This is a genomic window from Stutzerimonas stutzeri, from assembly GCF_051028275.1.
GTDB classification, from domain to species: domain Bacteria; phylum Pseudomonadota; class Gammaproteobacteria; order Pseudomonadales; family Pseudomonadaceae; genus Stutzerimonas; species Stutzerimonas stutzeri_AS.
Genome location: NZ_CP069269.1, coordinates 2981629 through 3001893 on the forward strand (window position 1 = coordinate 2981629; position 20265 = coordinate 3001893).

The 20265-nt window shown below is 57.7% G+C and carries 16 protein-coding genes; all 16 read right to left on the reverse strand.

Features of this window, described 5'->3' with window-relative positions; all coding sequences use genetic code 11:
* Positions 1–2: 2 nt before the first annotated feature.
* Positions 3–848: a 3-deoxy-8-phosphooctulonate synthase gene (gene kdsA, locus JQR87_RS13770; RefSeq protein WP_407296175.1), complete on the reverse strand. Its 846-nt coding sequence runs from the start codon at positions 846–848 to the stop codon at positions 3–5.
* Positions 845–2476, reverse strand: a complete 1632-nt coding sequence (locus JQR87_RS13775; protein ID WP_407296172.1) for a CTP synthase — start codon at positions 2474–2476, stop codon at positions 845–847. Before JQR87_RS13775 ends, kdsA begins: the two co-directional genes overlap by 4 nt.
* 140 nt (positions 2477–2616) lie before the next feature.
* Positions 2617–3936 (reverse strand): tRNA lysidine(34) synthetase TilS, encoded by a 1320-nt coding sequence (tilS, locus tag JQR87_RS13780; protein WP_407296170.1) that lies wholly within the window; start codon positions 3934–3936, stop codon positions 2617–2619.
* Between the two features lie 169 nt (positions 3937–4105).
* The gene (locus JQR87_RS13785) at positions 4106–5056 is read right to left on the reverse strand and encodes an acetyl-CoA carboxylase carboxyltransferase subunit alpha (RefSeq protein ID WP_407296167.1); all 951 of its coding nucleotides are present in this window, start codon (positions 5054–5056) and stop codon (positions 4106–4108) included.
* Between the two features lie 192 nt (positions 5057–5248).
* Positions 5249–8770 (reverse strand): DNA polymerase III subunit alpha, encoded by a 3522-nt coding sequence (dnaE, locus tag JQR87_RS13790; RefSeq protein ID WP_407296164.1) that lies wholly within the window; start codon positions 8768–8770, stop codon positions 5249–5251.
* Positions 8771–8880: 110 nt separating this feature from the next.
* Complete coding sequence (gene rnhB / locus JQR87_RS13795; RefSeq protein ID WP_407296162.1) at positions 8881–9516, reverse strand: ribonuclease HII; 636 nt, start codon at positions 9514–9516, stop codon at positions 8881–8883.
* Positions 9516–10649 (reverse strand): lipid-A-disaccharide synthase, encoded by a 1134-nt coding sequence (gene lpxB, locus JQR87_RS13800; protein WP_407296159.1) that lies wholly within the window; start codon positions 10647–10649, stop codon positions 9516–9518. The genes rnhB and lpxB overlap by 1 nt, the downstream gene beginning before the upstream one ends.
* Before the next feature lies 1 nt (position 10650).
* Positions 10651–11427: an acyl-ACP--UDP-N-acetylglucosamine O-acyltransferase gene (gene lpxA, locus JQR87_RS13805; protein ID WP_407296156.1), complete on the reverse strand. Its 777-nt coding sequence runs from the start codon at positions 11425–11427 to the stop codon at positions 10651–10653.
* Positions 11424–11864, reverse strand: coding sequence for a 3-hydroxyacyl-ACP dehydratase FabZ (fabZ, locus tag JQR87_RS13810; protein ID WP_407296155.1), 441 nt, complete (start codon positions 11862–11864; stop codon positions 11424–11426). Before fabZ ends, lpxA begins: the two co-directional genes overlap by 4 nt.
* Before the next feature lie 97 nt (positions 11865–11961).
* On the reverse strand, positions 11962–13020 hold the full coding sequence (gene lpxD / locus JQR87_RS13815) for a UDP-3-O-(3-hydroxymyristoyl)glucosamine N-acyltransferase (RefSeq protein ID WP_407296152.1): 1059 nt from the start codon (positions 13018–13020) through the stop codon (positions 11962–11964).
* Positions 13020–13523 carry an OmpH family outer membrane protein gene (locus JQR87_RS13820; protein ID WP_407296150.1) on the reverse strand — a complete coding sequence of 168 codons (504 nt, stop codon included), beginning with the start codon at positions 13521–13523 and terminating at the stop codon, positions 13020–13022. Before JQR87_RS13820 ends, lpxD begins: the two co-directional genes overlap by 1 nt.
* A gap of 49 nt (positions 13524–13572) precedes the next feature.
* Entirely contained in the window at positions 13573–15924 is a 2352-nt protein-coding gene (bamA, locus tag JQR87_RS13825) for an outer membrane protein assembly factor BamA (protein WP_407296149.1), read from the reverse strand.
* A gap of 69 nt (positions 15925–15993) precedes the next feature.
* Positions 15994–17346 (reverse strand): RIP metalloprotease RseP, encoded by a 1353-nt coding sequence (rseP, locus tag JQR87_RS13830; protein ID WP_407296146.1) that lies wholly within the window; start codon positions 17344–17346, stop codon positions 15994–15996.
* Between the two features lie 88 nt (positions 17347–17434).
* Positions 17435–18628 (reverse strand): 1-deoxy-D-xylulose-5-phosphate reductoisomerase, encoded by a 1194-nt coding sequence (gene ispC / locus JQR87_RS13835; protein WP_407296143.1) that lies wholly within the window; start codon positions 18626–18628, stop codon positions 17435–17437.
* On the reverse strand, positions 18622–19437 hold the full coding sequence (locus JQR87_RS13840; RefSeq protein WP_407296141.1) for a phosphatidate cytidylyltransferase: 816 nt from the start codon (positions 19435–19437) through the stop codon (positions 18622–18624). Before JQR87_RS13840 ends, ispC begins: the two co-directional genes overlap by 7 nt.
* Entirely contained in the window at positions 19431–20192 is a 762-nt protein-coding gene (gene uppS, locus JQR87_RS13845) for a polyprenyl diphosphate synthase (RefSeq protein WP_407296140.1), read from the reverse strand. Before uppS ends, JQR87_RS13840 begins: the two co-directional genes overlap by 7 nt.
* Positions 20193–20265: the final 73 nt, after the last annotated feature.

Sequence of the window (20265 nt, forward strand, 5' to 3'; positions counted from 1 at the left end):
CTTCAAGCAGTTTCGATTGGCGCAAAATTCTTGATCAGCTCATCCAGCTGCTTGAGCTGAGTGAGGAAGGGTTCTAGCTTGTCCAGACGCAACGCGCAGGGTCCATCGCACTTGGCGTTTTCCGGATCCGGGTGTGCTTCAAGGAACAACCCGGCAAGCCCTTGGCTGAGACCGGCTTTGGCCAGATCCGTGACCTGAGCTCGGCGACCACCGGCCGAGTCGGCCCGGCCGCCCGGCATCTGCAGCGCATGTGTGACATCGAAGATCACCGGATATTGCATCCGCTTCATGATGTCGAAGCCGAGCATGTCTACGACCAGATTGTTGTAGCCGAACGACGAACCGCGCTCGCAGAGAATCAACTGATCATTACCAGCTTCTTCACACTTGGTCAGGATATGCTTCATTTCCTGGGGAGCGAGAAACTGCGCCTTCTTGATGTTGATCACCGCACCGGTCTTGGCCATCGCAACCACCAGATCGGTCTGGCGCGACAGGAAAGCCGGGAGCTGGATGATGTCGCATACTTCAGCCACCGGCTGGGCCTGGTGCGGCTCATGCACATCAGTGATCACCGGGACTTTGAAGGTCTTCTTTACTTCTTCGAAGATACGCATCCCCTCTTCCAGGCCAGGACCACGGAAGGAATTGATTGAGGAGCGATTAGCCTTATCGAAGCTGGCCTTGAAGATATACGGAATGCCAAGCTTCTCGGTGACCTTCACATAGGTTTCGCAGATCTGCAGGGCAAGATCGCGAGACTCCAGGACGTTCATTCCGCCAAACAGGACGAACGGCTTGTCGTTGGAAATCTCGATTTCGCCAACGCGAATGGTCTTTTGGTTCATGCCTTGCCCGCCTTGTAACTTAGCGCCGCCTCGACGAAGCCACTGAAAAGCGGATGGCCATCGCGCGGGGTGGAGGTGAATTCAGGATGGAACTGGCAAGCCACGAACCACGGGTGATCCGGCGCTTCGACCACTTCGACCAACGCACCGTCACCGGAACGGCCGGTAATCTTCAGGCCAGCCGCCTGCAGCTGAGGCAACAGATTATTGTTCACTTCGTAACGATGACGATGACGCTCGACGATGCGCTCCTTGCCATAGCAAGCGTGAACGTTGGAGTCAGCCTCCAGGCCGCACTCCTGCGCACCGAGGCGCATGGTGCCGCCCAAATCGGAGGCATCGCTGCGTGTTTCCACAGCACCCGTAGCGTCTGCCCACTCAGTGATCAGGCCCACTACAGGATGGTCACTGTTCTTATTGAATTCGGTAGAGTTGGCGTCAGTCCAACCCAGCACGTTACGGGCAAACTCGATCACCGCAACCTGCATCCCTAGACAGATACCGAGATATGGAATCTTGTTTTCGCGAGCGTATTTGACAGTGGCGATTTTACCTTCGACGCCGCGCAAGCCGAAGCCACCGGGAACCAGAATCGCATCCATGCCTTCAAGCAAGCTTGTGCCCTGGTTCTCGATGTCTTCGGAATCGATATAGCGAAGGTTCACTTTGGTACGGCTCTGGATGCCAGCGTGGCTCATTGCCTCGATCAGAGATTTATATGCATCCAGAAGTTCCATGTACTTGCCAACCATGGCAATGGTGACTTCTTTCTCAGGGTTCAGTTTGGCATCAACCACCCGATCCCATTCGGACAAATCGGCGCCGCCGCATTCCAGACCGAAACGCTCGACAACGAAATCGTCCAGTCCCTGAGCGTGCAACACACCCGGGATTTTGTAGATCGTGTCGACATCTTCCAGGCTGATGACAGCACGTTCCTCGACGTTGGTAAACAGCGCAATCTTCCGACGCGAGGAGACGTCAATAGGGTGATCGGAGCGGCAAACCAGGACGTCTGGCTGCAGGCCAATGGAACGTAGCTCCTTGACCGAATGCTGAGTCGGCTTGGTCTTGGTTTCGCCTGCCGTCGCAATGTAGGGGACGAGCGTAAGGTGCATCAGCATCGCGCGCTTGGCACCGACTTCCACACGTAGCTGGCGAATCGCCTCGAGGAATGGCTGCGACTCGATATCGCCAACGGTTCCCCCGACTTCCACCAGCGCAACGTCGGCATCTCCCGCCCCTTTGATCACACGACGCTTGATTTCGTCAGTGATGTGAGGAATGACCTGGATGGTAGCGCCCAGGTAGTCACCTCGACGCTCGCGGCGCAGCACGTCCTCGTAAACGCGACCGGTGGTGAAGTTATTGCTTTTGGTCATGGTCGTGCGGATGAACCGCTCGTAGTGACCCAAATCGAGGTCAGTCTCGGCGCCGTCATGGGTGACGAACACCTCACCGTGCTGGAACGGGCTCATGGTGCCCGGATCGACGTTGATATAAGGGTCCAACTTGAGCATCGTGACCTTCAGGCCCCGCGCCTCCAGGATGGCCGCCAATGAAGCCGAGGCAATGCCTTTCCCCAATGAAGAAACAACACCACCCGTGACGAAGATGTAGCGCGTCATGAAAAACCCTAGAAGTCTGCGTTAAGCGGTCAGCGCCGCCGGGGGAAAGCGAAGGAGCCACTGCGCCAAGGGCGGCAATAGCTGAGCTGCCACGGTTTTCGATGAAAGCCGCAGAAGCTGTATTGGGACGGGAGCGTAGTCTACTCGAAAGACCCCATCAGCTCAAACCTGGCGTCAGCCGGCGGCACCCATATCAGCGACACCGACTGAATGCTTAGCTGAGGTAGATTGGCCACCGCGATGAGTTCGTCGCCGCGATAAAGCAATGGCAGGCGTGAGCGAACGAAACCCGGCATTGCGATTTCGTTGAGTAATCGCTTGAGGTCGCGCTTTCCGCGGACAGGCAGGATCAGCGACTCCCCCCCCCTCCGATACCGCACCTGTAGCGGGCCCTTCACGTAGTCGCCTGCCAAACGCAGGGTGCCGTTACCTGGCAGCTGCAGAGGTATCTCAGGCCGCAACCAGTCGACCGACCCGCTCGGCCTAACCAGCCAGGGTCCTGACAGCCACCAGATACGTCCATTACCCCGATGGAGTTCGCCAGAGGCCAGTCGCCAGATCGGCGTGGCATCTGCGGCGGCGTCACGTAACGAATCCCAGCCGACCCAATGGTCGCTGTCAGGGAGAGGTGTCCGGGCCGCCAGCCAGTGCCGCAGCGCATTACGCTGGCGTGCGGGACTGAGCCGTGTGAGTGCAGACAGGGAAAGGTTCGGTATCGCCAGCGATGGATGATCCCCCTCTCTGCGGGCTTCCTTGAGATCATTCTCGGCCAGCTCGTCGAGCAACTGCTGCGCCTCAGCCAGGTGCGCCGCCGCGCGGGCCATGCTGCTCGTCGCGCTCGGCCAGCGCTGCTGCAGCAGCGGCATGACCTCCTTACGGAGATAATTTCTAGCGTGCTCGGTGCACAGGTTGCTCGGATCATCGATCCAGACCAGCCCGTGCGCTTGCGCATAGTCCATGAGCTCTGCACGGCTGGCATTCAGAAAAGGCCGGACCAGCCAACCACTGCCCAGCGCTCGCGTTGCAGGCATGCCGACGAGGCCGCGCACTCCGGCACCGCGCAGCAGACGAAAAAGCACGGTCTCAGCCTGATCGTCTCGATGCTGGGCGGTAAGCAGCACCGCAGAAGCACCCAACTGCTCACTGAACGCGGCATAGCGCGCTTCCCGGGCTTCCCGCTCCACGCTTGGGCCTGGCTCGACCCGAACGCGTACAACCTGCAACTCAACGCCCAGCATTTCACAGACGGATTGACAGTGCGCTGGCCAACCATCGGCTACGGCCTGCAGCCCGTGGTGTATGTGGATCGCGCTAATGGCTGGCAACTGTTCACGAGCGGCCAAGCGCGCCAAAAGATGCAGTAACACGGTTGAGTCGAGCCCGCCGGAAAACGCCACGCACCAACGCGGCGCCGAACGCCAGGGATGGAGGACTTCAAGCAGACGTGACTCGAGGGACATCGGATAGCAGCCCAGCCAATACGGGAATACAGGATAAACCGGAACGCTCAGCTGTCAGCCACTCGGCGTGAGTCACCTGAAAAAACTCACGTACTGGCGGCAAAAGCTTTCTGGAACGCAAAAAAAACGGCGGGTAATCCGCCGTTTAGAGTGCACCTTACCGCGACAATCAGGCGATGCCGTAGCTCATCAGACGGTCGTAACGCCGGCTCAATAGCGCTTCAGTACCTAGCCCTTTGAGCATGTCGAGCTGAGCGGTGAGCTCATTTCTCAGCGATGCGGCGGTCACAGCCGGATTGCGATGAGCCCCACCGAGCGGCTCAGGAACGACCTTGTCAACGATGCCCAGATCCTTCAAGCGTTCGGCGGTGACCCCCATGGCTTCCGCGGCTTCCGGCGCTTTGTCAGCGGTACGCCAAAGGATAGAAGCGCAACCTTCTGGCGAGATGACCGCGTAAGTCGAATACTGCAGCATGTTCAGCTGATCGCAGACACCGATGGCCAGCGCACCGCCGGAACCGCCCTCACCGATCACGGTAGCGATGATTGGCGTTTTCAGCCGCGCCATGACCCGCAGGTTCCAGGCGATCGCTTCGCTCTGGTTGCGTTCCTCGGCGTCGATACCCGGATAGGCACCCGGCGTATCAATGAACGTCAGAATCGGCATCTTGAAACGCTCAGCCATCTCCATCAGACGGCACGCTTTGCGATAGCCTTCCGGGCGAGGCATGCCGAAGTTACGGCGAACCTTTTCACGTACCTCACGCCCTTTCTGATGCCCAATGACCATCACCGGTTCACCATTCAGGCGAGCCGTACCGCCAACGATCGCAGCGTCGTCCGAGAAATGGCGATCGCCATGCAACTCTTCGAATTCAGTGAACAGGTGGCTGATGTAGTCGAGCGTGTAGGGGCGCTGCGGGTGGCGAGCCAGACGGGCGATCTGCCAGCTGGTGAGATTGCCAAAAATGCTCTCGGTGAGCGATTCGCTCTTGTCCTGCAGGCGGGCAATTTCATCGCCGATATTTAACGAGTTGTCATTGCCAACCAAGCGCAATTCTTCGATCTTGGCTTGCAGGTCGGCAATTGGCTGTTCGAAATCGAGAAAATTCGGGTTCATAGGCATCCGTCATGCGTCGACGGCCAGTCGGCCGGGAAGCTGTTCCGTTTTTTTGCGCCCTACCTTACGGGACGGACGCATTTAGGTCGAACAAAAAATGTGCTTTCAAACATGGCTCGATCCGGGATCGGGCCTATTCACGGCGTCCATCCGGTCTCGCACCGACACTGGTGCACCAATCGGTTAGCCCCGCTATCGGTATTGGAGGAAGACGTTGTCTCGTCCGAACTGGTCACGCAATGCCTGAATCAAGTTATCGGCAGGATCGATTCGCCAGTGTTCGCCGAACTGGAGCAGTGCTCGGGCATCGGCACCGGTATATTCCAGCGTGATAGGACAGGCCCCACGATGGCGACCACAGACGTCTGCAAGCCACCGCACCCGATCACCCTTTAGCGCTTCGCCAGCCACTTTCACTCGCAGGCTCTCGGCGAGCCCGGTCCGGGCTTCCTCCAGACTCATGACACGCTTGGCGCGCAGGCGTAGCCCTCCGGAAAAATCATCATTGCTGACCTCACCCTCCACCACAACCAGGGCGTCGGTTTGCAACAGTGCCTGCGCACTGTTGAAGGCATCGGCGAAAAGCGACGCCTCAATGCGCCCTGAACGGTCATCAAGGGTGATGAAGCCCATCTTGTCGCCTTTCTTGTTTTTCATGACCCGCAAGTTGACGATCAAGCCGGCAATGGTCTGCTCACCCCGTGCCGGACGCAGATCAATGATGCGTTGACGGGCAAAGCGGCGGACCTCACCTTCATACTCGTCTATCGGATGACCGGTAAGGTACAGGCCCAACGTATCTTTTTCGCCCTTCAGTCGCTCTTTCAAGGACAGCTCGCGGGCTTTGCGATGATTGACGTAGACATCCGCTTCGGGCTCGGCGAACAGACCGCCAAAGAGGTCCATATGGCCGCTGTCCAGACTGCGTGCGGTTTGTTCTGCGGCCTGAATGGCCTCCTCCATTGCTGACAGCAGAACAGCCCGATTGCGATCAATGCTGGCCTGGTAAGCCTTCGGCTCGTCAGAGAAGCAGGGCCCGAGGCGATCCAGCGCCCCTCCACGAATAAGCGCTTCAAGGGTGCGCTTATTGATACGCTTGAGGTCGACACGACTACAAAAGTCGAACAAATCCTTGAAGGGCCCGCCCTCGTTGCGGCACTCGCATATCGCCTCGACCGGCCCTTCGCCGACGCCCTTGATCGCGCCCAGCCCGTAGATGATCCGCCCATCCTCGCTGACCGTGAACTTGAACTCGGAATTGTTCACGTCCGGCGCGTCGATGCGCAGCTTCATGCTGCGGCACTCTTCGATCAGCGTGACCACCTTGTCGGTATTGTGCATATCCGCCGACAGCACCGCCGCCATGAACGGCGACGGATGATGAGCCTTGAGCCAGGCCGTCTGGTACGAGACCAAGCCATACGCGGCTGAGTGGGATTTGTTGAAACCGTAGCCAGCGAATTTCTCAACCAGGTCGAAAATGTTCCCCGCGAGATCGGCATCAATACCGTTCTTGGCACACCCTTCAATGAAGCCGCCGCGCTGCTTCGCCATCTCCTCGGGTTTCTTCTTGCCCATGGCGCGGCGCAGCATGTCCGCCTGGCCGAGGGTATAGCCCCCCATGACCTGAGCAATCTGCATCACCTGTTCTTGATACAGAATGATGCCGTAGGTCGGCGCCAGCACTGGCTTGAGGCCTTCGTACTGATAATCCGAATGCGGATAGGAGATTTCCGCGCGCCCATGCTTACGGTTGATGAAGTCATCAACCATGCCTGACTGCAGTGGACCGGGGCGGAACAGCGCGACCAGGGCGATCAGGTCTTCAAGGCAGTCCGGCTTCAGTTTCTTGATGAGCTCCTTCATGCCGCGCGATTCAAGCTGGAACACGGCCGTGGTTTCGGCCTTTTGCAGCAATGAGTAGGTCGGCTTGTCGTCCAGAGGGATAAAATCGATATTGACCGGCTCGAGCCCTTTACGCGCCTGGTCACGGTTGATGGTTTCCAGCGCCCATTTGATGATGGTCAGAGTACGCAGGCCGAGGAAGTCGAACTTGACCAGGCCGGCCTGCTCGACATCGTCCTTATCGAACTGTGTCACGAGGCTACCGCCTTCGTCATCGCAGGCTATGGGTGCAAAGTCGGTCAGCTTGGTTGGCGCGATAACCACACCGCCGGCGTGCTTTCCGGTACCGCGGGTGATGCCCTCCAGCTTCAGTGCCATCTCCCAGATTTCTCTGGCATCTTCATCGACAGCCAGGAAGTCGCGCAGCGGCTCTTCCATTTCGTAGGCTTTTTCGAGCGTCATGCCGACTTCGAACGGAATCATTTTCGAAAGTCGATCAGCCAGCCCGTATGACTTGCCTTGCACCCGCGCCACGTCGCGCACCACCGCCTTGGCGGCCATGGTGCCGAATGTGATGATCTGGCTTACGGCGTTGCGGCCATACTTTTCAGCAACGTAATCGATGACGCGGTCACGACCGTCCATGCAGAAGTCGACGTCGAAGTCAGGCATCGAAACCCGTTCGGGATTAAGGAAACGTTCGAACAGCAGGTCATACGCCAAAGGGTCGAGATCGGTGATCTTTTGTACGTATGCAACGAGCGACCCCGCACCCGACCCACGTCCGGGCCCCACCGGCACGCCGTTGTTCTTAGCCCATTGGATGAAGTCCATAACGATCAGGAAGTAGCCCGGAAACCCCATCTGAATGATGATTTCGAGTTCGAAATTCAGACGGTCGACATAGACCTGCTTCTTCGCCTCGTAGTCCGGGGTTTCCTTGGGCAGCAGCACTTCGAGACGCTCCTCCAGCCCATCGAACGAGACCTTGCGGAAATACTCGTCCATGGTCATGCCGTCCGGCACGGGGAAGTCAGGCAAAAAGTAGGTGCCCAGCTGCACTTCGATGTTGCAGCGCCGAGCAATCTCGACGGAGTTTTCCAGCGCTTCAGGTAGGTCGCTGAAGAGCTCCCACATCTCTTCAGGCGTTTTGAGGTATTGCTGATCGGAATAATTACGTGGCCGTCGCGAATCGTCGAGGGTACGGCTTTCACCGATGCAAACTCGAGTTTCGTGAGCTTCGAAATCTTCCTGTTTCAGAAAGCGAACGTCATTGGTTGCTACTAGCGGAGCACCGCACCGCTGCGCCAACGCCACTGCGGCATGCACATGCTCTTCATCGTTGACGCGGCTGGTGCGCTGTACCTCCAGGTAGAAACGCTGCGGAAAGACGGCTGTCCATTCATCCAGCAGCGCCTCGGCTGCGACATCATCGCCTTCTAGCAGCGCATGACCGATCTCACCTTCCTTGGCGCCAGACAGCGCAATCAAGCCATCCGCAGCATGCTTGACCCATTCGCGCTCGATAATGATCTGATCGTTACGCTGCCCCTCGGTCCAGCCACGCGACACCAACTCAGTGAGGTTTCGATAACCCTGGCTATTCATTGCCAGCAGCGTCAAACGGCTGAGCGGTCCATCCTCATCGCGACTGGCTAACCAGATATCAGCGCCGCAGATGGGTTTGATACCAGCGCCTTGTGCGGCTTTGTAGAATTTGACCAGCGAGCACATATTGCTCTGGTCCGTAACGGCCACCGCCGGCATGCCTGCGCCCGTTACCGCCTTAACCAGAGGCTTGACGCGCACCAGTCCGTCAACCAGGGAGTATTCAGTATGCAGGCGAAGATGGACGAAGGAGACGGGCATGAACGAACCTTGGACTGGCGAAACGACTAGCCGTGAATTGTACCGGAAGCCCCGGCGATGAAGTTGACCGCTTATGGGTTGCTAGCTAACCGAGCCGACTGAAACCAGCTTCAGACTTGCAAAGCGACTTCGCCAGCGCCCGTCAGAGTGGCCTGCTCTAGCAGATTGCGGACTGGGGCAAACGAGCGACGGTGAATGATTGTCGGCCCCAGCCGCTGCAAGGCCTCAAGGTGGTTCGGAGTCGGATAGCCCTTGTGTGCAGCCAGCCCATAGCCTGGATAGCAAAGATCTAGCGCACACATCTCCCGATCACGGCTGACCTTGGCGAGAATCGAAGCAGCAGCAATGGCTGGAACCTGCCCGTCCCCCTGAATCACGGGAGCGCTTGGCACCGCAAGTTGCGGGCATCGATTTCCGTCAATCAGCGCCAACCTCGGCGTTACGCTCAAGCCTTCGACTGCGCGCTGCATCGCCAGCATGGTCGCATGAAGGATGTTCAGCTGATCGATTTCATGAACCTCAGCGCGTGCAATGCACCAAGCCAATGCCTTCTCGCAGATTTCCTCGAACAGCGCCTCTCGCCGCGCCTCGGTCAGCTTCTTCGAGTCGTTTAAACCGTCGATGGGGCGCAGCGGGTCCAGAATGACCGCCGCCGTCACCACGGGTCCGCAAAGCGGACCACGCCCTACCTCATCCACACCGGCGACCAGCTCTTCGACGAGTTTGAAATCCAGACCCATCTGCATCAGCGCGTCCCGATCAGTTCGAGGATGGCGCTAGCGGCCTGACTCGACGCATCACAGCGCAGCGTCCGGTGAATGGCATCGAAGCCCTCAGTCTGCGCGTCCCCGTTGTCCAGCAACGGCGACAACAGCTGCGCCATAGCCTCAGGAGTAGCTGCCTCCTGCAAAAGCTCAGGCACCAAAAGCCGCTGCGCCAGCAGGTTTGGCAGAGCCACGTACGGACTCTTCACCATCCGCTTGAGGATTTGGAAGGTCAGCGGCGCGACGCAATAGGCCACGACCATCGGTCGCTTGTATAGCAAAGCTTCGAGAGTAGCTGTGCCCGAGGCAATCAGCACGGCATTGCAGGCAGCCAGCGCATCATGGGATTGACCATCCAACAGGGTCAGGGGCAGGTTTCGCCCTTCCAGCATCTGCTCCAGCTGAGCACGACGCTCAGGGCTGGCACAGGGAACCACAAAACGAATGCCGGGCCGCATCGATAGCAGTCGCTCGGCGGCGGCCAGAAAGAGTTCGCCCAGACGCCCGACCTCACCGCCCCGGCTGCCAGGCATCAGCGCGACGACCAGCCCGTCCTGCGGCAGATTCAGCAATACACGAGCCGAGGCGCGGTCTGCTTTCAGGGGAATGGTGTCGGCAAGGGGGTGACCTACGAAACGCACCGTCACCTGGTGAGCGTCATAGAACTCCGCCTCGAAGGGAAACAGCGTGAGCATCAGGTCACAGGCGTCGCGGATCTTGAAAACGCGTTTCTGTCTCCACGCCCAGACCGAAGGACTGACGTAATGTACGGTTCGAATACCAGCCCGCCGCAGCTTCAGGGCGAGGTCCAGATTGAAGTCAGGCGCGTCGATGCCAATGAATACGTCTGGACGCATATCCAACAAGGTTTCGAGCAAGCGCTTGCGACGCGCCAAGAGCTCCGGCAGCCGCCCCAGCACTTCCACCAGCCCCATCACCGCTAGCCGTTCTTGCGGAAAATAAGACGTGAGCCCTTGCGCCTCCATTCGCGGCCCGCCAACGCCGACAAAGTGGACATCCGGATGCTGCACCTTGAGCGCCTGCATGAGGCCAGAACCGAGAATGTCGCCAGAGGCTTCTCCGGCGACAAGCGCTATAGTCAGCGGCTTGGACATATCAGCGTGTGATGCCGCGATTCGAAGCCTGTACCGAATCGCGGAACAGAGCTACTTCCGGGTATACAACGGCGTCGGCAGCCAGCGCAGCCAGCGCAGCTTCGACTGTCAGCCCCTTGCGATAGACGACTTTATAGGCGTTGCGCAGAGCTAAGATGGCCTCATCACTAAAACCACGGCGACGCATGCCTTCGAAGTTCATGCTGCGCGCCTCTGCCGGGTTGCCAAACACCGTGACGAATGCTGGCACGTCCTTCCCAATGGTGGTCCCCATACCGGAAAAGCTGTACGCACCGATATGACAATATTGGTGCACCAGCGTATATCCGGAAAGAATCGCCCAGTCTCCCACGTGCACATGCCCAGCCAGCGCGGTGTTGTTTACCAGAATACAGTGGTTGGCAATTACGCTGTCGTGGCCAATATGCGCATAGGCCATGATTAGGTTGTGGTCGCCGATCGTGGTCTCGCTTCGGTCCTGCACGGTCCCGCGATGAATAGTTACGCCCTCACGGATCACGTTGTGGTCGCCGATCACCAAACGCGTAGGCTCGCCTTTGTACTTGAGATCGGGCGTGTCTTCCCCTACGGACGAAAACTGAAAGATGCGGTTGTGCCGGCCAATGCGGGTTGGCCCCTTGATGACCACATGCGATGCAATCACCGTACCCTCGCCTATTTCGACATCCGGGCCGATGATCGACCAGGGGCCGACCTGAACGTCTTCCGCCAGCCGAGCGGCCGGATCGACGATCGCGCGAGGGTCGATCAAGCTCATATCTTCTGTTCCGCGCAGATGATTTCAGCCGAGCAGACCGGTTTACCATCAACAGTGGCTCGGCAATCGAACTTCCAGATCCCTCGTTTGGCACTGATGAAGGACGCCTCGAGAGTCAACTGATCTCCCGGCACGACCGGTTGCCGAAACCGCAACTTGTCGGAACCCACGAAATAGTAAAGCGTGCCATCGGCCGGCTTCGCACCCATCATTTTGAAACCAAGCAAGCCGGCCGCCTGGGCCATGGCTTCAATAATCAGCACACCCGGCATGATTGGATGTTGTGGGAAGTGGCCGTTGAAAAAGGGCTCGTTGATCGTAACGTTCTTATAGGCGCGAATACGCTTGGCTTCCGTATCCAACTCCACCACCCGATCAACCAGCAAAAACGGGTATCGGTGGGGAAGGTATTCGCGAATCTCGTTGATATCCATCATGTGAAGAAAAAGCCCGTAAGGAGTGTGAGAGTTTGCACGACTGTGTAATCGTGCAACCCGCTGGCGAAGCCTCTGAAAAAACTATCAGGCGCTAGTGTCAGCCATCAGAAGCCCCATCCTTGTGCGGGGTCACGGAAGCGAGGCGTTTTTCCACTTGCTGCAGACGACGGGCCATGTCGTCGAGATGGCGAATCCGGGCAGCACTCTTACGCCACTCCGAAGCCGGTTGCATCGCCGTTCCGGAAGAATAGCTTCCAGGTTCGGTGATTGATCGGGTAACCATGGTCATACCGGTGATGAATACGTTATCGCAGACTTCAATATGCCCAACGAGCCCGACGCCACCGGCAATCATACAATTGCGCCCGATTTTCGTGCTGCCAGAAACGCCCGTACAGCCAGCCATGGCAGTGTTGTCACCAATCTGTACGTTGTGCGCGATCATGATTTGATTGTCCAGCTTGACGCCATTTCCAATCACCGTATCCGAAATCGCACCACGGTCGATGGTCGTATTGGCGCCAATCTCGACGTCATCACCGATTCGCACGCCGCCCAGTTGGGCAATCTTCTCCCAGGAGCCCTGCTCGTTGGCGAAGCCGAACCCTTCCCCACCGATCACCGCACCCGGCTGGATGACCACTCGGTCTCCAATGATCACGTCGTGACACAGCGTGACGCGGGCTGACAGACGCCCGCCTGCGCCAACGCGGCTTCGTGCGCCAATTACCGTCTGGGCGCCGACTTCTACATCGGGACCGATCCAGGCATCCGCTTCGATCACTACGTGAGGGCCGATGCGCGCAGAAGGATCGACCGAGGCGCTAGGATCAACAACTGCACTTGGATGTATGCCAGCGGACGTGACGGGTCGACGCTCAAATAAATGAGACAGACGCGCATAGGTCAGATAGGGGTTAGGAACAACCAGAGCGCAACCACCGTAGCCTTCAGCATCCTTGGCCGTCAGCAGGACGCCACCCGCCTTGGTCGATGACAGATACTTTCGGTATTGCGCATTGGCAAGAAAGCTCAAGTGCTGGGGTCCAGCATCGTGCAGCGTTGCCAGACCAGACACCACTTGGGAGCCATCCCCGCGAAGTTCAGCCCCAAGCCGCTCGGCCAGTTCGCCAAGGGTGAACGTTATCCCGCTCATTAGCGCAGCTGATTCATGCGCTCAATGACTTGGCGCGTGATGTCGTACTGTGGCTTCACATCCACCACTGCTCCGCGCTCGAGCACCAGGTCATAATCACCCTTCTTGATCACTTCCTCTACAGCCTGGTCCAGTTTTGGCTTCAGCTGCTTGAGCATGTCCCGGTCGGCAGACGCCTTGGACTCATTCAACTCCTTGGAAAGGAACTGGAAGTCACGAGCCTTCTGCTTGAACTCAAGCTCAAGACGCTCGCGCTCGGCCTGCTGCATCTTGTCACCATCCTTGTTCAGGCGGTCCTGGATACGCTTTGCCTCACTCTCGAGCCCCTTTAGCTTGGTCAGCTGCGGGCCGAATTTTTTCTCGGCATCAACCGAATAACGCTTGGCTGCATCGGACTCCAGCAGCGCCATTTGGTAATTCATCACCGCAATCTTCATTTCCGCAAACGCAGGCGTCGCAACCATAACAGCAGCAACGAAAAGCAATTTAGTTAGCTTACGCACGATATATACCACTCTGAAATGATAGCGCTGGGGCCACACGCCCCAGTCGTTAAAAGGTTTGTCCAAGCGAGAACTGGAAGACCTGTGTATCTGCATCATCGGGCTTCATTACCGGCATGGCCAGACTGAAGCTCAATGGCCCCATTGCCGTGATCCACGTCAAGCCAACTCCCACGGAGCTCGCCATGTTGCCGAAATCGATATCACTGCAGTCGCTTGACCCAGACGGGCAGTTGGTATCGTAAACGTTACCAACATCCCAGAAAACGGAGGTTCGCAGCGACCGCTGATCCTTGACGAAAGGCATTGGGAACAATACTTCCATCCCGCCCTGAATCAAAACGTTACCACCAAAGGGCAACGGATCTCGATCTGGATCGGGAAGCGTCCCGGGGTTAGAACCATCGCTTGGGGTACTACGAGGCCCAAGACTGCTGTCTCTAAAACCGCGTACAGAGTTGAAGCCACCCGCGTAGTAATGCTCATAAAACGGGAGACGCGACGTCGAACCATAGGCATCGCCATACCCCAATTGAGTATGCAGACGCATGGTGTAAGTGTTCGTCAGCGGCACGAAAAGCTGAGCGTTGTAGTCGAGCTTGTAGAACGACAGGTCGCTACCTGGAATCGTAGTCTCCAGAGAGAGGCCTTGGGAATGTCCGCGCGTAGCCAGTACACCCCGGTTCAACGTCGACTCCGACCAGCCAACCGATGCCTTGAAGTTCAGGTAGCTGTCGCCCTCTGCTTCGATGAAATTGAAAATCTCGTCCACAGTGTAGCGGCCACTGTCGATCGTATCCTGTTGCGCAGACAGGCCAAACGACAACCGTGATGTCTCACTGATGGGGTAACCGATATTGATTCCGCCACCGAGACTGTCGACCGAGTAGCTTGAGACGTCATAGTCCAGCTCGTCGTAGTCGGTGGTGCGGTAGAAGGCGTTGTATCCAAGGCTGACGCCATCTTCGGTCCAGTAGGGATTCACAAAACCGAAGTTATAGCGAGACTGATATTCGCTGCGCGTCAGGCCGACGCTGACACGATTACCCGTACCCAGAAAATTATTCTGGCTAATGGAGCCACCCAATATCAGGCCAGCATTCTGCGCAAAGCCGATACTTGCCATGATCGAGCCGGAAGGCTGCTCTTCGACGCTATAGTTGACGTCGATCTGATCGTCCGTCCCAGGAACCTGCGGGGTCTCGACGTTCACTTCCTTGAAGAAACCCAGACGCTCGAGACGCGTTTTGGATTGATCGATGAGGTACGTCGATGCCCAGCCACCTTCCATCTGGCGCATCTCACGCCGTAGCACTTCGTCTTCGGTCTTGGTATTGCCGCGGAAGTTGATGCGGTTGACGTAGGCACGCTTGCCAGGATCGACAACGAAGGTGATCGAGACGGTATTGTTTTCGTCGTTGGTTTCCGGCACGCCATTGACGTTGGCAAAGGTGTAACCCTCATTACCCAGTCGACGAGTAATCAGTTCCGATGTCGTGGTCATCACTTTGCGTGAGAAAACCTGCCCCTCTTTGGCAAGCAACAATGATTGCAGCTCTTCCTGGGGCACTTTCAGATCACCGCTCAACTTGACATCGCTGACGGTATACCGATCACCTTCAGCGATATTCACGGTGATGTAGACGTCTTTCTTGTCTGGCGTTATGGACACCTGCGTTGAGGTGATGTCCATATTGATGTAGCCGCGATCCAGGTAGTAAGAGCGCAGGCGCTCAAGGTCACCAGAAAGCTTTTCGCGAGCATACTTATCGTCGTTGCGGAAAAACGACAGCCAGTTGCTGGTCTTCAGCTCGAACAGGTCGGTCAGGTCTTCTTCTGGAAAAACCGAATTACCAACTACGTTGATGTGCTTGATTGAAGCGACGGAGCCTTCGTTGATGTTGATCTTGAGCGCGACGCGGTTACGCGGCTGCGGAACAACTTCGGTCTCGATCGTAGCGGAATAGCGGCCCTGGGCTACATATTGACGTTGTAGCTCGTTGCGTACGCCTTCGAGGGTGGCACGCTGGAAAATCTCACCCTCTGCAAGGCCCGACTGCTGCAGCCCGGAAAGCAGGTCTTCGGTTTTGATTGCCTTGTTGCCTTCAATCTCTATCCCCGAAATTGACGGGCGCTCAACCACATTGATGACCAGCACGTCACCTTCACGACCCAGCTGGATGTCTTCAAAAAATCCAGTGCGAAAAAGCGCACGGGTCGCTTCGACCAATCGATTGTCATCGGCTGCTTGGCCGACGTTCAACGGCAGCGCGCCAAAGACGCTGCCAGCAGAGACACGCTGTAGACCGTTGACGCGTATATCGGAGATGGTGAAGGACTCGGCGTGAACTTCGGCAATCATCAGTGCGGAAATTACCGCAGGTAGCAGCAGACGTTTCATGAAGTCCTTTCTTTTCAAACCTGACAATTGAACCTGCGCGTTGCGCGGCGACATCAAGGTATATGGCGATTAAAGGCGGCCAAGATCGTTGACCAACGCTAGCAGCATCACCCCAACAACCAGGCTGATACCGATCTGTACTCCCCAGCCCTGCACCCTGTCCGACAAGGGACGCCCGCGCACCCACTCGACCATATAGAAGAGCAGATGGCCTCCATCCAGGACCGGGATAGGCAATAGATTAAGTACACCAAGACTAATGCTCAGGTAGGCGAGGAAGTTCAAGAAGTCGCCCACGCCGGACTGTGCAGAAGCGCCCGCCACTTTAGCAATGGTTATCGGGCCGCTCAAGTTTTTTACCGAGAGCTCCCCGAAGAGCATTTTTTTCATGGAATCAAGCGTCAACACGCTCATTGTCCATGTGCGGCGCAGCCCTTCCGTGACCGCTTCGATGGGCCCGTGACTGACGTTTCGCAACATTTCCGGTGGCCATTCTCCGCCGGCTACGCCAGCGCCTAAATAGCCCCGACGACTATCGCCTTCGCCACGCTCAGCGAGCGTCAGGGGCAGTTCGACAACCTGTCCACCACGCTCAACCTGAAGCACGACAGACTGGCCACCCAAAGGCCTGACGCGATCAATGACCTCCTGCCACTCGTTCAAGATCGTACCGTCAATGCTTACGAGACGATCACCGATACGCACACCTGCGGCCTGGGCAGGCCCATCGGGGTCCAGCTGCGCGACAACCGGAGCGATTTCTGGACGCCAGGGCCGGATACCGAGAGAGCCTATCGGATCTGGCTCCTCGGCGCCCTTCAACCAGTCGTTCAATTCCAGTTGCAAGCGCTGGGACTGATCGCCATCGAACTCACGCACCAACAATTCGAGCGAGCCACTCTCCCCGAGGCGCCTGATCAGTTGCAAATTGACTTCGGCCCATCCGGCAGTGGGTTTGCCATTTACTTCGACAATCTCCTGCCCAGCGACCAGACCTGCACGCTCTGCGAGACTGCCCGCTGCAACAGCGCCAACCACAGGCCGCACCTGCTCGGAGCCAAGCATGGCCAGTGCCCAAAAGAACACCAGCGCGAGCAGAAAATTCGCCAAAGGGCCCGCCGATACAATGGCAAAGCGCTGCCCAACGGTCTTGCGGTTGAAGGCCTGATCGAGCAGCGCGTGCGGAACATCACCCTCGCGCTCATCGAGCATCTTGACGTAACCACCGAGCGGAATAGCGGCAAGAACAAATTCCGTACCCTGGCGGTCGTGCCAGCGCAACAATGGGCTTCCAAAGCCCACCGAAAACCTGAGCACCTTGACGCCACAACGGCGGGCCACCCAGAAATGTCCGAACTCGTGGAAAGTTACTAGCAGACCCAGCGCTACCAGGGTGCCGATGATCATGTACAGCGCGCCCATATCTCTCTCTGCCTCTAAAGGCCTTTTGGAAAAGTGCGGTTCTGGTCAGCGCGTTTGGCACGACGGACCAGATGGAAAGACCAAGCTATCAACGGTCGCGGCGGTGCAACCATGCAGACGCGATACTGCGAGACCGCGCATCAGCTGCAAGCACATCGCCCAGACAACGAGCGGGGCCGGACGCCTCTTGATTGAGAACGTCCTCGATAATACTCGCGATTTCCGTGAAGCGAATTCGACCGTTCAGAAATGCGTCCACGGCCACTTCATTGGCAGCATTAAGCATGGCGGGTGATGTTCCACCGCTTTTGGCAGCCTCACGCGCAATACGAAGGCAGGGGAATCGCTGCTCATCAGGGGCCTCGAAATCCAGACACCCTATACGCAGCAAATCCAGCGCCGACACCCCCGAGTCAATTCGCTCCGGCCACGCCAGCGCGTGCGCAATCGGGGTGCGCATGTCCGGATTGCCCAACTGGGCCAAAACCGAGCCATCAACATAGTCCACCATTGAATGGATGACGCTTTGCGGGTGGATTACGATCTCGACTTGTTCCGGGCGTGCATTGAACAACCAGCACGCCTCGATCAGTTCAAGCCCCTTGTTCATCATGCTGGCAGAGTCGACCGAAATCTTGCGCCCCATGGACCAGTTCGGATGCGCACAGGCCTGATCTGCAGTCACCGATGAAAGCTGCTCTACCGACAGTTGGCGGAAAGGCCCTCCCGATGCGGTCAGCAAAATTCGCCTGACTCCGACGCGACTCAGTCCCAGAGCGTAATTGCCGGGTAAGCATTGGAAGATCGCATTATGCTCGCTGTCGATTGGCAGGAGCACCGCCTCACTGTCGCGAAGCGCTTGCATGAACAGGGCGCCGGACATGACCAGCGCTTCCTTGTTGGCTAAGAGGACTCGCTTGCTGGCCTGGACTGCCGACAATGTGGGACGCAAACCTGCTGCACCTACGATTGCAGCCATGACAACATCGACTTCAGGATGCGCTGCAACTTCGCTCAGGCCACCCTCGCCCACCAGTACGCGCGTCTTTACGCCATCGCAGTCAAGCTGGTCCTGCAAGCTGCGAGCTTGATCGCTATCGGCGACCACTGCATAGCGGGGCCGATGGACACGGCATAAATCACGGAGCTCAGCGATGCGGCTGAAGGCAGTCAGGGCAAAGGCTTGATAACGCTCTGGATGACGCGCAACTACATCCAAAGTACTTAGACCGATCGAACCGGTTGCGCCAAGAACCGTTACCTGCAGAGGGCCACTCACCATGCACCCCAGCCAGCAAGCCACAACAGCACTGTGAACACCGGCACCGCAGCGGTCAAACTATCGATGCGATCCATCACGCCACCGTGCCCCGGAAGCAACTGACTACTGTCCTTGATGCCTGAACTGCGTTTGAACATGCTTTCGGTCAGATCACCAACAACGGAAATGACGACAACCAGCGCCGCCCCCAGCAAAGCCAGCACCAGTTCACGTGTAGTCCAAGACTGATAAAGCCCAACCAACAACGTGATCAACAAACTCGTGAACAAGCCACCGATCATTCCCTCCCAACTCTTGCCGGGACTTACCAAGGGCGCGAGCTTGCGGCGACCGAAGGTCTTACCAGCTGCATAAGCACCGATGTCAGCAGCCCAAACCAGCACCATCACTGCGACAATCAACCAGTTACCTTGTGACCACTGTTTGAGCAGGACCAGGCCCTGCCAGGCAGGCAATAGAATCAATAGCCCGATCAGCAGGCTTCCAGCCGGCCCACCCCAGTGCCGCTGGCTGCTGGGATAGGTAACCACAAGCGCCGTCGCAGCCAACCACCAGATCACGCTAATCGAGAGCAACCAAGACGCCAGGGATGGAACCAGGTGAAGCCCCCAAAGCAACAGGGCAACGGCTATTGCGTAAAGGACCCGGACCGGCTGAGCCTCGTAGCCCGCCAGGCGCGCCCACTCCCAGCTGCCCAGCACCACGACGGTGCCTATAAACAATGCGAAGGCAAGACCTTCGAGAACGAAAAATCCAATCAGTGCGATCGGAAGAAGAATGGCTGCCGTGATAATGCGCTGCTTCAACATTCCGCTCGAACCTCCAGCTCTACTTGCTCACCGGTTTTACCGAACCGTCGCTGACGTTTGGCGAAGTCGGCCAACGCCGTACGCATTGCGTCGTGTTTGAAATCCGGCCAAAACAGGTCCGAGAAATACAGCTCAGCATAGGCCAGCTGCCATAACAGAAAATTGCTGATGCGCCGCTCGCCACCGGTGCGGATGCACAGATCCGGCAAAGGCATGTCCCCGGTTGAGAGGTAACGCTGGAAAAGGGCCGGCGTCACCTCATCAGGATTGAGACGACCCTCCTGCGCTTCACGCGCCAGGCTCTGGGCCGCCTGAAGGATATCCCACTGCCCTCCGTAATTGGCGGCAACTTGAAGTACGAAGCGGCCACAACCCGCCGTCATCGCCTCAGCCTCAAGCATTGCAGTCTGCAGCTCCGGATGAAAGCGTGAGCGGTCACCTATGATCCGAAGGCTGATGCCGTTCTCGTTGAGCTTGCGAGCTTCTCGGCGCAAAGCGGTCAGGAACAGCTCCATCAGAGCACCAACTTCTTCGGCCGGCCTTTGCCAGTTTTCACTGGAAAAGGCGAACAGCGTCAGCACCTCGACCCCCGCCTCAGCGCAAACCTCTATGACCGCCCGCACGGCATCTACACCGGCCTTGTGCCCGGCCACACCCGGCAGTAGACGCCGCTTAGCCCAGCGATTGTTACCATCCATGATGACCGCGACATGACGGGGTACATGCCGCCCGGCAATCTGCCTGACCTTATCCATGAAACGACTCTACCTGCGCTCAATCACGCTGCGAACAATGGGAGAAAATGCCAACGGCAACTTTCTAGGGATA